Raw genomic sequence first — 13,692 nt, forward strand, 5'->3', positions numbered from 1 at the left:
TGGAGGTTGAGTGATGAAAAAGCGTTGGTCGTTTTTAATTGGTGCTTCTGTTCTGACAGGGATTGCAAGTTCTCTGCTGTTTAAGAAAAATAAGAGTAGCCAGGAAGCCAATCTGACTGCTTCTGATTTAATAAAAATTTTCCAAGGTCAATGGTGGTTTGTAGATAAAATGAAGGCTACCCAGCATCAGTTGTCTATAGACGATCAGCTGCAGATCCAAATTGACGGAAAAAAGCTGACATTCAGTTTAATCGAATGGAACATAAAACGTCTGGTTGTCCAAGATTCTTTCGGGTTTCATCTGATTATTGAAACAAAAAATGATATCCCTTACACATTATATGATGAAGCAGATGACAAGACCTATCTTTTAGAGAAAGTCTTGCCTATAAACGAAATCATCCGCTCTGATTGAGATTCTCTGAAAAGCTGAATATGAAAAAGACAGAAGGTGCTGCATGAGTCAATGCCAACCATTAGATTTTTAGTCTAACTTTTTAGGACACTCTTACATCATTTTCCGTCTTTTTTATTATAAATTTTCTATTTCTCCGCGATCTTTCGTCACACTCAGTTTTCCCTGCCGCTCTTCCAGTTCCGCTTTTATCTCATCCAATGACACGCCTTTTTCAGCCAGAAGCACCAACATATGATAAACTAAATCTGCTGTTTCATAAATGAGTTCTTCCTGATCATTGTTTTTTGCAGCAATAATTACTTCAGTTGATTCTTCACCAACTTTTTTTAAGATCTTATCAAGCCCTTTATCAAACAGGTAGTTTGTGTAGGAGCCTTCTTTGGGCTGTTCTTTTCGCTCTAAAATTTCATTATACAAGATCTCAATCATGCTTGTTCCTCCTCAACTATCACATTGAAAAAACAACTGTGAGCGCCTGTGTGACAGGCTGGTCCCGTTTGGTCTACTCGAATCAGCAAGGTATCCTGATCACAATCCGTCGCAATTTTTTTCACCTTTTGAATGTGCCCGCTGGTCTCTCCCTTATTCCACAACGATTGACGGGAACGGGAATAAAACCATGTTGTTCTGGTTTCAAGTGTCTTATTGAAGCTTTCCTCATTCATATAAGCCAGCATTAAAACATCATCTGTCTGATCCTCAATAATTATTGCAGGAATCAGTCCTTTAGAAAAATCGGGTTTCATAAGCGAACACTCACTCCTTCCTCTGCTAAGTATTCCTTCAGCTCGGGAATCTTCACCTCACCGTAATGGAAAATACTGGCTGCCAATGCTGCTGTAACATTTGTCTTCTCAAAAACTTCTAAAATATCTTCTCTGTTTCCACAACCGCCGGAGGCAATTACCGGAACTGTTACTGCTTCACAGATTGCCTGATTCAATTCCAGATCATACCCTGCTTTTGTCCCATCTGCATCCATACTGGTCAGAAGAATTTCTCCGGCACCCAAAGCAACAGCCTTTTTGGCCCACTCAACAGCATCCAAACCTGTATCTTCTCTTCCACCCTTAACGAATACGTGCCAGTTTCCAGCAGCGGTTTTCTTTGCATCAATCGCAACAACGATACATTGCGCACCGAATTTTTCTGCTCCGGCCTGAATAAGCTCCGGCTTCTGAATCGCAGCCGAGTTCAGGGAAATTTTGTCTGCTCCGGCCTGAAGCATTTTTTTCATATCCTCAACTGAACGTATTCCTCCACCTACAGTCAACGGAATAAATACTTCAGCAGCGGTCCTCTCTACAACTGCTATCATTGTTTCCCGTTGGTCACTGGTCGCAGTGATGTCAAGAAAGACAATTTCATCCGCCCCCTGCTCGTTGTATGCTCGAGCAATTTCTACTGGATCACCGATACTTTTTAAGTTTATAAAATTTACACCTTTGACTACTTGTCCATCTGTGACATCCAGACAGGGAATGATTCGTTTGGTCAGCATAAAGCTTCTACCTCCTGCATTTCTTCAAGCGTTACTTTCCCTTCATAAAAGGCCTTGCCAACTATCGCTCCATATACACCGATTTCCGACAATTTGACTAAATCCTCTTTGCTGCTCACACCGCCGGAAGCAATAATATTTACTGTTGGAACAGCTTCCTGCAGCTGCTGGTACTGTTCAAAACTCGGTCCGGTTAATGTCCCGTCTTTTGAAATATCTGTATAAATAATTGTCTGAACACCGATTTCAGCCATTTCTTTTGCCATAGTCAAATAGTCTGTTTCACTGACTTCCAACCAGCCGCTGACAGCAACTTTCCCATTCTTTGCATCAATCCCCACAGCAATTTTTTCCTGATATTTTTTTACCGCTTCTTTTACAAGCTTAGGATTTTTTAGAGCAGCTGACCCTATAATGACTCTGTCTACACCGGAATCAATATATTCTTTTATCTGCTCCATTGAACGAATTCCGCCGCCTACTTCGATAGTTAGTCCCGTTTCGCTTTTAATCTGCCTGATCAGCGGTGCATTTGTTGTTTCCCCAGCCAATGCTCCATCCAAATCAACAATATGAAGATTTTGAAGTCCTGACTGATTAAATTCACGAGCTTGAGCAAGAGGATCTTCATTCACAACTGTTTTCCTGGCAAAATCACCTTTGACCAAGCGAACTGCTTCTCCTTCGCGTATATCAATTGCCGGTAATACGTACATGATCAACGACCTCCTTAAAGCCCTTCAATATATTCAACCCAGGTTCACCGCTTTTCTCCGGATGAAACTGTGTCCCAAAAATATTTCCCTTTGAAATCATTGCCGGAACTTTGATGGAATACTGTGCCAGTGCATCAATATTATCCGGGTCGCAGTCTGCATAATAGGAATGGACAAAATAAACAAATTTACCGGCTGCACCCGCAGTCAGCGGCGTCTCCTTTGTAACAATCAAATCATTCCAACCCATATGAGGAACAGGAAAGTTCTTTTCCTGAGGAATTTCTTCACAGATCCCTTCGATCAGTCCCAGCCCTCTGGTAAAGCCGTTTTCAGTACTTCCTTCAAGGAGCAGCTGCATTCCAAGACAGACACCCAAAATCGGAATACCTTTTTTCGCAGCATGTTTGATTGGCTGGATCAAGTTTCTTTTCTCCAGCTCAGCCATTGCCAAAGAAAATGCGCCCACTCCTGGTAAAATCAGACCATCTGCTGCTTCGATCTCCTTCACATCTGAGGATAACTTATTTTCGAGTCCCACATAATTTAGTGCTTTCTGCACATTTAGTGTATTTCCTGTGTCATAATCAATAATTACAATCATCTACAATGTTCCCTTCGTTGAATTGATGCCGTTAATTTCAGGATTCAAAGTGATCGCCTCTCTTAGTGCTCTTCCGGCAGCTTTAAACAAAGATTCTATTTTATGATGATTATTTTTACCATGTAAAATTTTTAAATGAAGATTCATTTGTGTATTAAATGCCAGTGCCTGAAAAAACTCTTCCGTTAATTCCGTGTCAAAAGTACCCAGTTTCGGATTATCAAACACTGCATCAAATACAAGATACGATCTTCCGCTCAAATCAAGTGAAGCCATCCCCAATGTTTCATCCATAGGAACAAAGCTGGTGCCATAACGGTTGATTCCTGCCTTATTTCCCAGTGCTTCTTTTATACATTGACCTAATACAATACCAACATCTTCGACAGTATGATGGCTGTCTACGTCGAGATCTCCGTTAGCCTTTACTTCCAGAGACATTCGGCTGTGACGGGCAAACAAGGTCAGCATATGATCGAAAAAACCGACACCTGTATCAATACTGACCGGCTCCTGTGCATCAAGGTTTAGTGCCAGTTCAATCGTTGTTTCTGCTGTGCTTCTGGTTAAAGCTGCTGTTCTCATTGTTCTTCCTCCTTAAATCGACATTCTACTGCCCGTGCATGAGCTTCCAGTCCCTCTTCTCTGGCCAGAAGTGCGATGTCTTCCTGAACCTCTGCCAACGCATCTCTTGTATAGTAACTAACCTGACTGTATTTTACAAAATCATAAACACCCAGAGGAGAATAAAACTTAGCTGTCCCGCTGGTTGGCAGCACATGATTAGTTCCGGATAAGTAATCGCCGACCGGTTCTGATGTATAAGCTCCCAAGAAAATGGACCCGGCATTTTGAATCTGATGAAGCCAACTTATTGGGTCCTCCATCTGTACTTCCAAATGTTCTGGAGCAATTTCATTCATCACCTCAAACATTTCCTTTTTAGAATCAGTTACAATCAGCCAGCCATTATTTTCTACTGAGAACTCTGCTATTTCTTTTCTAGGCAGGTCAGCCAGCTGAGTCTTTATTTCCTTTTCTACCTCTTCGGCGAGCACTCTGGAATCAGTAACTAAAAATGTTCGCGCCAATTTATCATGCTCTGCCTGTGACAGCAAGTCTGCTGCAATAAACGCTGGATTGGCCTGTTTATCAGCCAAAATTCCAATTTCAGATGGTCCGGCAATCATGTCGATACCAACTGCTCCAAAGACTTGCTTTTTGGCTGTTGCAACGTAGATATTTCCTGGACCCACAATCTTATCGACTTTAGGAATACTTTTCGTTCCATATGCCAGTGCGGCAACAGCCTGTGCACCTCCAACCTGAAAAATCCGATCAACCCCTGCGATTTTTGCAGCTGCCAAGATAATGGGCGGAATACCAGATTTTGAAGGCGGGGTAACCATAATAATTTCTTTGACTCCTGCAATTTTTGCCGGCAAAACATTCATTAGAACGGAAGATGGATACGCTGCTGTACCTCCTGGAACATAGACTCCTGCACGTGCCAAAGGTCGAACCAGCTGTCCTCTAAAAACGCCATCCTTTTCAGTATCCATAAAATCGTATTGCTTCTGCTTTTGATGATAGCTGATAATATTTTCTTTTGCCCGCTCCAATGCCTGTCGGATTTTACTGTCCACTTTCTGATAAGCCTGATCAACCTCTGCTGCCGAAATTTCCAGCTCAGTAATTTCTGCCTGATCAAAGCGTTTGGAGTAATCCAGCAATGCCTGATCTCCCAGCTGAATCACGGTATCAATAATTTCTTTAGTTGATTCTTCAACCTTTTGATCTTCTGATTTTCTTACATATTTTTCCTTATCCAGTTCAGATAAAATCTCTGGTGCTGTTCCTGAAAGCCACTTCATCCTATCCCTCTTTTCCGATTACTGTCTCCAACTGTTGAAACAATTCAAATATTGCCTGTCGCTTCCTCTTTAATGTTGCTTTATTAACAATTATCCGTGCAGAAATATCACAGATATCTTCATAAATTTCAAGTCCGTTTTCTTTCAATGTTGTCCCTGTTTCAACAATATCAACAATTGCATCCGCCAGACCCAAGACTGGTGCTATTTCTACTGAGCCTTCAATTTTAATGATTTCAACATCTTCGCCTTTTTCTCTGAAATAGTCCGAGGCTATAGTTGGATATTTCGTTGCAATCCTTTTTCTCTTATGATCATGAGGCTGGTAAGTGCCTACAGAAGCAACTGAAAATTTACATTTACCGATCTCCAGATCCAGCATTTCATAGTATCCGTGAGGATGTTCAAACAGAACATCTTTTCCAACAACACCAAGGTCTGCCACACCATGTCTAACATAAGTCGCCACATCTGCCGCTTTCACCAATAAAAAAGTCAGCGACTGATCTGCATTATGAAAAACCAGTTTCCGCTGTTTGTCATTCATAAATGAAACATCTATACCCGCCTTCTCAAAAAGCTCCAGAGTCTGCCGTTCCAATCTTCCCTTCGTCAGGGCAATTGTCAAATTACTCATTTACCTGTTCACCTACTTTTATTCGGGTTGTCTTTTGTCCTTCTATCAAAACCAGCTCTTCATACTGCCATTTTTTCCCGTATTCCAGCGCTTCTTCCCATGTGTCAAACAGAGAAAGCTCATAGCTTTCATGCTTTTTCACCAGCTCTTCTGCTGCTGAATAATCTGTAATCCCCGCATGAACCAGTACTTTTGGTCGTTCAAGGTCTGCCAGCAATTCCAACCGGTACTGCAAAGCTACCAGTGTATCCAAATTGATGCCAAAGCCTACAGCGGGAATTCCTGTATGTCCAAACTGTTCCACCAGATGATCATATCGGCCGCCCCGCAAAAATACGTCCGGGATTAAATCAGCATAGCCATTGAATAAAATACCGGTATAATAATCCATCAGCGCAACAGAACCTAAATCAACAGTTAACGAAATACTCTTTATATTTGATTGAAGCATCCGAGCCATTGCTTTAAATTCATCAATAACAGTTGCCAGCTTTGTATTTTCAGGTAACAGCTGCTGAGCAGATGCCATCACTTCTTCTACCTCTCCAAAAAGCTTGGGCATCTCTTCAATAAAATGATCCAGCTCACTCGGATGATTTTGGATAAAAACCTTTAATGCACTCAAATTTTTATTGCTTAACAGCTCTTTCAACGTTCTGATTTCTTCAGCATTCAATTTCAGATAGGCAGCAATTTCTTTAAATATTCCTGCATGACCAAGTTCAAAATGAAAATTTGGAATATTCAATGTATTCAATATCTCTACAGCACAGCTGACACATTCCAATTCAGCCTTTGCTGAAGTAAAGCCAATCAGCTCAATTCCTGCCTGTGTCAATTCATTCTGTTCTCCCGCCATCTCGTTGTTAAAGCGAAAAACCTTTCCGCTGTATGCCAGCTTTAATGGCAGTTGGATACCTGTCGTTGCCGCTACTCTTCCTATAGGCATAGTCATATCCGGCCGCAGAACAAGTAATCGCCCCTGCTTGTCAAAGAATCGATACAGCAGACCTTCCCCATCATCTGCTTGAAAAACATCTTCAAATTCAATCAATGGTGTATCCACACGTTGATACCCGCGTTTTTTCACAACCTGATTCACCTGCTGCTCCAACTGATATGCACCGTTTGCTTCACGAAATAATTTATCCTTTGTTCCCGACGGCAAGCTGCGATTCCATTTCATATCCATCAAACCCCTTCTCTAACTGCTCATCTTCAATATATATTCATTAATTTACTATGTAATCTCTGTCTTTTTTGTTTATTGCCCTCTTTTTAACTCCCGCATTCGATCTCATCCATAAATAAGAGTATCCATCCAAATGGTAATCGTCCATTTTCACAGAATACCAAAAAGTCCTCTTGGCAAATAAGCCAAGAGGACGAGAAAGTTTTTTCACGTGGTCCCACCTCAGATTTGTTTTCACCTCACAGCAAAAACCTCTGCTAGTCTACGACTAAAAGCGATAACGGGCAATTCCCGATTTTTCCTACGATTATTCAGAAAAACAATTTACAGGTGTGTTCAACATCCCGCAGTTATTTCCTTGCACCAACCGGAAATTCTCTGAAACTGCTGCAGCTGTCTACTATTCTGATCATTATTTTTTCATTGTATTCTCATTTATTTCTAAAAACTTTACCACGTATTTTCTTGTTAGTCAAGAGCTTACAAAAAAATCAGCTGTAAGTAACACGGAAGTTCTCTACGAATAATCAGGTTATTCATAAAATGAACAGAATCTACTGAGCAACAAGTGCCCTCAATGTTTTATCCACATGCTCAGCTGCCAGCCGACCTTCTCTGATCGCCCAGATCACCAGACTTGGGCCGCGTTTCGCATCACCGGCAACATAGACACGTTCATTATTTGTTGTATAGTCATCATACACTTCTGCAACATCCAGCTGCTCCAGCAAACTTTTTTCAGGTCCGATAAACCCCATTGCCAACAAAACCAAATCAGCTCTCATTGTTTTTTCTGTTCCTTCAATCGGCTGAAAATTCTGATCAACCTGAACTGTTTCCACTCCAATCAGCTGACCCTGTTCTGCACCGATAAAAGAGGTAGTTGACGTTTGATAACTTGTCAGCTCCTCCTTTTGAACAGCCAGTGCTTCTTCCTGTCCATATCCTAATTTATCAGTAAGCGGATATTCCGGCCATGGATTATTCTCCGTTCTGCTTCCAGGCATTTTAGGCGTAATTTCCAGCTGTTTCACAGAAGCGCACCCCTGTCGAATTGCCGATCCAATACAGTCGCTGCCGGTGTCTCCTCCGCCTATCACAACTACATGCTTGCCCTCCAGCTTTTTATTTGCAGCAGCTGTTCCATCCTTCAGCACTTCCTTTGTTGTTTCAGTCAAATAGTCCACCGCAAATTGAACTCCTTGTAATTCCCTACCCTTAACTTTCAAATCTCTTGGTACACTCGCACCCGTTGCCACAATAATTCGATCAAATTCTTGAGACAGCTCTGCTGCTGTAATATCTACCCCTATTTCAGTATTTCCAACAAAATTGATGCCGATTTCCTCCATAACATCAATTCGACGTTGGACCACTGTTTTATCCAGCTTCATATTGGGAATACCATACATTAGCAATCCGCCGAAACGATCTGAGCGTTCATAAACAGTCACTTCATGTCCCAGCTGATTCAATCGCCAGGCAGCAGATAAACCAGCCGGTCCGCTGCCGATAACAGCAACTTTGAACCCCGTCTTTTCTTTGGGTATACCTGTAGGCTTCACCCAGTCATTTTCAAATGCTGTATCAATAATGAAACGTTCATTATCATGAATGGCAACTCCTGATCCATTTAACGCTTCCGTACAGGACTTTTCGCAGGGAGCAGGACAAACCCTTCCAGTCATTTCCGGTAATGGGTTTGTTCTGCTTAAACGTTCCCAGGCTTTTTTGTATTCACCACGATAAACCAGATCATTCCACTCTGGGATAAGATTATCATTCGGACATCCTGAAACAGCTCTTTTTCCTCCATAAAAAATACCTGTATGACAAAATGGTATACCGCAGTTCATACATCTTGCAGCCTGTTCCTGACGCTCATCCTCCTTTAAAGGAATCTGCAGTTCATTCCAGTCCGCTATTCGCTCATGAACTGGTCGATAAGGATTTTCCTTTCGAGAATAGTTTAAAAATCCAAATGGATCTGCCATACTAGCCACGCTCCTTTATGGTTGTTTTCACTGGTACAGTTTGAGCTCCGATTACCGCTTCAAATGCAGTCTCCAGCAATTCAGTTCCGGAAAGTCCCTCACCTTGAAGCTGCTCAGTTACCTTAATCATCTCATGATATTCTTTTGGATAAACTTTAATGAAATGATGCTGTGTATTTTTCCAATCAGCTAAAATCTCTGCTGCTTTTTCTGATGCTGTATACCGATAATGGTTTTTCAAAAGTTCCTTCAGCTCACTGTCAGAACCTGATTCGCCTAATTGAAACAATTCAACCATCTCCATGTTGCATTTTCCTGAAAACTGTTGTTCAGGATCATAAACATACGCGACTCCTCCAGACATCCCTGCACCAAAATTCCGACCAGTAGTTCCCAGTATCACAGCCACACCGCCCGTCATGTATTCACAGCCATGATCGCCGATCCCTTCAACAACTACATTGGCTCCGCTGTTTCTGACACAGAAGCGTTCGCCGCCCTTTCCTCTGAAGTAAGCTTCGCCGCGATTTGCACCGAAACAGGCAACATTTCCAACAATTGGCGACTCCTCTGCTTTATATCCTGCATCTTCAGGAGGAACAATAATCAGACGCCCCCCGCTCAATCCTTTTCCTACATAATCATTTGCTTCACCAGTTAATTTTAATTCCATTCCCTGAGTGATAAAAGCGCCGAAGCTCTGACCGGCAATTCCTTTGTAATGATAATTAAGAAGCCCCGGCTCCAATGCATAATTGCCAAAACGTTCTGCAATCCATCCGCCCATTCTGGCTCCAACTGTTCGATTTACATTATTAATCGTTTCTTCAACATATATTTTTTGATTATTCCTAATCGCTGTTTCAGCAAAAGCATCCAGTTCTTTCCACTGGCGTTTTTCTCTGAAAGGATCTTCGCATTTTCTTTCAATTCCCATTGAATGTCCCAGCATTCTGGAAAAATCCAGAGATTTTGCTTTTCCTTTAGCCACAAATTTAGGTTTCAAAATTTCAGCATGACCAATCATTTCATCAATCGTCCTAAATCCAAGATTTGCCATCAACTCTCTTAGATCTTCTGCAATAAACATCATCGCATTGATTACATGTTCCGGTTTACCTGCAAAAAACTTCCTCAGTTCCGGATTTTGAGTTGCGACGCCAACAGGACAGGTATTCAAGCTGCAGACTCGCATCATTACACAGCCGACAGCAACTAAAGCAAGTGAAGCAAAGCTGTATTCTTCAGCTCCAAGCAATGCGGCAATTGCAACATCCCTGCCAGTCATCAGTTTGCCGTCCGTCTCCAATGTCATTCGCTGGCGAAGATTATTTAATGAAAGCGTCTGATGAGCCTCTGCCAAGCCCATCTCCCAAGGCAGTCCCGCATCTCTCACTGAATTCCGCGGAGAAGCCCCTGTACCGCCATCATAGCCGGAAATAACAACCACATCTGCTCCAGCCTTCACGACACCAGTTGCAATTGTTCCAACACCCGTGCTGGAAACCAGCTTTACATTGATTTTGGCATAAGGATTAACCATCTTTAGATCATAAATCAGCTGGGCCAAATCCTCAATTGAATAAATATCATGATGAGGCGGCGGAGATATCAGACGAACACCAGGAGTTGAACCGCGGATTTCTGCGATCCACGGAAAAACTTTATTCCCCGGCAGCTGTCCGCCTTCTCCTGGTTTTGCACCTTGTGCAATCTTAATCTGCAGCTCTTCTGCACTCATCAGATATTCTGCATTGACACCGAATCGCCCGGATGCAACCTGTTTGATTTTGCTGTTCAAGTTAACCCCGTTTTTCTTCTTTTTAAAACGGCTGCGGTTTTCGCCGCCTTCACCGCTGTTTGACTTGGCATTGATTCGATTCATCGCTTCAGCTATACATTCATGTGCTTCCTGACTTAATGATCCATAACTCATCGCACCGACTTTAAATCGTTTGACAATCGTTTCTGCAGGTTCGACCTCAGAAAGCTTGACAGACGGCCGATCGCTGTGGAATTCCCACATAGACCGCAAGGTAGTTGGTGTCTCAGATTCCTCCTGATTCAGCTGCAGTGCATATTTTTTATATTGGTCATAATCACCAGTTCGTACTGCCTGCTGAAAATTATAGATTGTCAGAGGATTGAACAAGTGATGTTCGCCGTCTGCCTTATATTGAAAACTCCCGCCGGAAGGCAGAAAATCATTTTCCTTTTCCCCGTATGCAGCTGTATAGCGACACAAATATTCATTTTCCACCTGTTCCAAAGTCAATCCGCCGATTCGGCTGGCTGTTCCCGTGAAAAACTGGTTGACAACTTTTTCTGAGAGTCCGACTGCTTCAAATAATTGTGCACCGTGATAGCCGGCAATAGTGGAAATACCCATTCTCGACATAATTTTGACAATCCCTTTTTCGGCAGCCGTACGATACGTTTCACTTTTTTCAGACAAATGATAGTCTTTTAACGTTTCGTATGCACCGTATGGATGAACAGCACTTGCGCCATATCCAATCAAAGTTGCATAGTGGTGAACCTCACAAACTTCTGCTGAATCAGCAATGATCGAAGCCAGTCCCCGTTTGCCCTGCCGCACCAGGTAATTATGCAGACCTGATACAGCGAGCAGAATCGGGATGCCCATCTGCCCTTCTTTCCTATCGCTGTCAGAGAGGATGATAATCGTTGCTCCTTCATCAATTTTTTCTTCCACCTGCTTAAACATTGTTTCCAATGCTCTGAACAGACGATCAGGAACTTCCGGTTTCAATGAATACTGAATGGTCTGGACCCTGCTCTTTTGTCCATGACTATCCAGCCGACGGATTTTTTCAAAATCCTCTGTTGATAAAACAGGACTGTTGATTTTCAGTTTATTACAGTTTTCTGCCTGATCTGTCAGCAGATTCCTGTCCCGTCCCAAAAACATTTCGGTTCCAATCACCAGTTTTTCCCGAATGGCATCAATTGGCGGATTGGTCACCTGGGCAAACTGCTGCTTAAAATAAGTAAACAGAGACTGCGGCTTATCACTTAGTACTGCCAGCGGAGAATCATAGCCCATTGAAATAACCGGCTCTTCCCCTTTTTCAGCCATTGGCAGAAGGTTCATTCGAATAATTTCATCTGTATAGCCGTTCAGCTTCCATAAATGATTCAATTCCTCTTGGCTTAATACCGATTGGGCTTCTTCCTGAACTTGAGGCAGCTGTTCAATTGTCAGCTGCTGCTCGTTCAGCCATTTTCTGTAGGGATGCTGACTTGCATAATATTCCTTTAGTTCCTCATTGCGATAAAATTTGCCTTTTACAGTATCCACCAAAATCATGTTGGCAGGTCCCAAAACGCCTTTTTCAATCACTCTTGAAGGTTCTATATCTATAACGCCTGACTCTGATGCAGCAATAATATAATTATCTTTTGTAATAGAATACCTGGAAGGCCGCAGACCATTACGATCCAAAGCAGCTCCGACGATTTCCCCATCAGTAAAACATAGCGCTGCCGGTCCGTCCCACGGAGCCATAAAGCTTGAATTGTACTCATAAAATGCAGCAATATCATCTTTTAAATCGGCTTCCTCAGACCATGCTTCTGGAACCATCATCATCAGTGCCTGTGGAATATCCCGACCATTTCGATAAAGAAGCTCCATACAGTTCTCCAGCTTGGCTGAGTCTGAATTCTCTTCATTGTATACTTCAATATGATGGCTGTGCATCCAATTTTCGGCCCCTCTCAGGGTATTGATCTCGCCATTATGTGCTAAAAACCTGAAGGGCTGTGCCCGATCCCAGCTGGGAAATGTATTGGTTGAAAAACGTGAGTGAATCAGTGCGATACTGCTTTCCAATGTTTTGTCCTGTAAGTCAGGATAAAACAAACGCACTTGATATGCATGAAGCATTCCTTTATAGACAATTGTTTTTGAGGATAAACTGCAAATTGACAGTTCGGTGGGTGAATAATTCTTTTCGATCTTTCGACGAAGCTGGAACAGCTGGTCTTCAAATTCTCTGCCGCTTTCCACGTCAACCGGTTTTTCAACAAAAAGCTGAACAAAACCCGGCATTACTTTTTGAGCACCTGGTCCGCAGTACTCAAAGGAAAAAGGAACTTCTCTTTCCCAAATAACACGATATCCGGCATTTTTCACTTCAGTCACTACCGAATGAAGCAACGCTTTCTTTTCTGTTTCTTCCTGAGGTAAAAAAAGCATAGCCACACCATAGTCATTTTTATCCGGCAGCATTATTTGTTCAGCGGCTGCCTTCTTCTGAAAAAAAGTATCCGGCATAGCCATCAGAATACCTGCCCCATCTCCAGTATCAGGTTCTGCACCAGTACCTCCGCGATGGTTCATTCTTTCCAGCATGGTCAGGGCATGATTAATCAGCTGATGAGAAGCAATGCCGTCAATTTGAGCAATAAAGCCCATTCCACAGGCATCTTTTTCAAAAGAAGAATCATACATCATTGGTTTTGCAGCTTTGGTTTCTTTTCCCATTCATAATCAGTCCCTTTAAATAGTTTGAAAATTCTCAATTTTTTTTAACAGTTTACATGTTTATGAAAAAGAATACAAGAAAAATTTGAAAACATCTGAAAAATAACGAATGTAATCTGATTAGACGGTGAATTTATGAAAAGAAAAGAATTTGAATAAAAGTTTTTCGTTTACTATCTTATTGAATGGTCAAATAGAAATTTTTCTGATAAACTATTTTTGATGGCTCCTGAGAAAGGATGAATA

12 protein-coding genes and 1 other annotated feature are annotated in these 13,692 nt (G+C 42.1%); of the genes, 1 reads left to right on the plus strand and 11 read right to left on the minus strand.

What is annotated here, in order from left to right:
- The first annotated feature begins 13 nt into the window (after positions 1 to 13).
- A complete protein-coding gene (locus tag LI951_RS13535; RefSeq protein ID WP_229442540.1) occupies positions 14 to 415 on the plus strand; it encodes a DUF4828 domain-containing protein in 402 nt (133 codons plus the stop codon).
- Between the two features lie 117 nt (positions 416 to 532).
- On the opposite strand, the gene hisE is transcribed toward LI951_RS13535, so the two are convergent.
- From hisE to gltB, 11 genes are all read right to left on the minus strand, one after another.
- The gene (gene hisE, locus LI951_RS13540) at positions 533 to 847 is read right to left on the minus strand and encodes a phosphoribosyl-ATP diphosphatase (protein ID WP_202064398.1); all 315 of its coding nucleotides are present in this window, start codon (positions 845 to 847) and stop codon (positions 533 to 535) included.
- On the minus strand, positions 844 to 1,164 hold the full coding sequence (gene hisI, locus LI951_RS13545; RefSeq protein WP_202064397.1) for a phosphoribosyl-AMP cyclohydrolase: 321 nt from the start codon (positions 1,162 to 1,164) through the stop codon (positions 844 to 846). Before hisI ends, hisE begins: the two co-directional genes overlap by 4 nt.
- Complete coding sequence (hisF, locus tag LI951_RS13550) at positions 1,161 to 1,919, minus strand: imidazole glycerol phosphate synthase subunit HisF (RefSeq protein WP_229442542.1); 759 nt, start codon at positions 1,917 to 1,919, stop codon at positions 1,161 to 1,163. Before hisF ends, hisI begins: the two co-directional genes overlap by 4 nt.
- Positions 1,913 to 2,635 carry a 1-(5-phosphoribosyl)-5-[(5-phosphoribosylamino)methylideneamino]imidazole-4-carboxamide isomerase gene (hisA, locus tag LI951_RS13555; protein ID WP_229442544.1) on the minus strand — a complete coding sequence of 241 codons (723 nt, stop codon included), beginning with the start codon at positions 2,633 to 2,635 and terminating at the stop codon, positions 1,913 to 1,915. Before hisA ends, hisF begins: the two co-directional genes overlap by 7 nt.
- A complete protein-coding gene (hisH, locus tag LI951_RS13560) occupies positions 2,613 to 3,239 on the minus strand; it encodes an imidazole glycerol phosphate synthase subunit HisH (RefSeq protein WP_202064393.1) in 627 nt (208 codons plus the stop codon). Before hisH ends, hisA begins: the two co-directional genes overlap by 23 nt.
- The gene (gene hisB, locus LI951_RS13565; RefSeq protein WP_202064392.1) at positions 3,240 to 3,824 is read right to left on the minus strand and encodes an imidazoleglycerol-phosphate dehydratase HisB; all 585 of its coding nucleotides are present in this window, start codon (positions 3,822 to 3,824) and stop codon (positions 3,240 to 3,242) included. It abuts the gene before it with no gap.
- Entirely contained in the window at positions 3,821 to 5,113 is a 1,293-nt protein-coding gene (hisD, locus tag LI951_RS13570) for a histidinol dehydrogenase (protein WP_229442545.1), read from the minus strand. Before hisD ends, hisB begins: the two co-directional genes overlap by 4 nt.
- Position 5,114: 1 nt before the next feature.
- Positions 5,115 to 5,750, minus strand: coding sequence for an ATP phosphoribosyltransferase (gene hisG, locus LI951_RS13575; protein ID WP_229442547.1), 636 nt, complete (start codon positions 5,748 to 5,750; stop codon positions 5,115 to 5,117).
- The gene (hisZ, locus tag LI951_RS13580; protein ID WP_229442549.1) at positions 5,743 to 6,942 is read right to left on the minus strand and encodes an ATP phosphoribosyltransferase regulatory subunit; all 1,200 of its coding nucleotides are present in this window, start codon (positions 6,940 to 6,942) and stop codon (positions 5,743 to 5,745) included. The genes hisG and hisZ overlap by 8 nt, the downstream gene beginning before the upstream one ends.
- A gap of 186 nt (positions 6,943 to 7,128) precedes the next feature.
- Positions 7,129 to 7,364, minus strand: a binding site (T-box leader).
- A 132-nt stretch (positions 7,365 to 7,496) separates the two neighbouring features.
- On the minus strand, positions 7,497 to 8,936 hold the full coding sequence (locus tag LI951_RS13585; RefSeq protein ID WP_229442551.1) for a glutamate synthase subunit beta: 1,440 nt from the start codon (positions 8,934 to 8,936) through the stop codon (positions 7,497 to 7,499).
- Between the two features lies 1 nt (position 8,937).
- Complete coding sequence (gltB, locus tag LI951_RS13590; protein WP_229442553.1) at positions 8,938 to 13,446, minus strand: glutamate synthase large subunit; 4,509 nt, start codon at positions 13,444 to 13,446, stop codon at positions 8,938 to 8,940.
- Positions 13,447 to 13,692: the final 246 nt, after the last annotated feature.

The organism is Enterococcus sp. BWT-B8, from assembly GCF_020567625.1.
In the GTDB taxonomy this organism is placed as follows: Bacteria; Bacillota; Bacilli; order Lactobacillales; family Enterococcaceae; genus Enterococcus_L.

Coding starts and splice junctions, on each gene's coding strand:
- LI951_RS13535 (WP_229442540.1), top strand. CDS start 14: ATGAAAAAGCGTTGGTCGTTTTTAATTGGTGCTTCTGTTCTGACAGGG.
- hisE (WP_202064398.1), bottom strand. CDS start 847: ATGATTGAGATCTTGTATAATGAAATTTTAGAGCGAAAAGAACAGCCC.
- hisI (WP_202064397.1), bottom strand. CDS start 1,164: ATGAAACCCGATTTTTCTAAAGGACTGATTCCTGCAATAATTATTGAG.
- hisF (WP_229442542.1), bottom strand. CDS start 1,919: ATGCTGACCAAACGAATCATTCCCTGTCTGGATGTCACAGATGGACAA.
- hisA (WP_229442544.1), bottom strand. CDS start 2,635: ATGTACGTATTACCGGCAATTGATATACGCGAAGGAGAAGCAGTTCGC.
- hisH (WP_202064393.1), bottom strand. CDS start 3,239: ATGATTGTAATTATTGATTATGACACAGGAAATACACTAAATGTGCAG.
- hisB (WP_202064392.1), bottom strand. CDS start 3,824: ATGAGAACAGCAGCTTTAACCAGAAGCACAGCAGAAACAACGATTGAA.
- hisD (WP_229442545.1), bottom strand. CDS start 5,113: ATGAAGTGGCTTTCAGGAACAGCACCAGAGATTTTATCTGAACTGGAT.
- hisG (WP_229442547.1), bottom strand. CDS start 5,750: ATGAGTAATTTGACAATTGCCCTGACGAAGGGAAGATTGGAACGGCAG.
- hisZ (WP_229442549.1), bottom strand. CDS start 6,942: ATGGATATGAAATGGAATCGCAGCTTGCCGTCGGGAACAAAGGATAAA.
- LI951_RS13585 (WP_229442551.1), bottom strand. CDS start 8,936: ATGGCAGATCCATTTGGATTTTTAAACTATTCTCGAAAGGAAAATCCT.
- gltB (WP_229442553.1), bottom strand. CDS start 13,446: ATGGGAAAAGAAACCAAAGCTGCAAAACCAATGATGTATGATTCTTCT.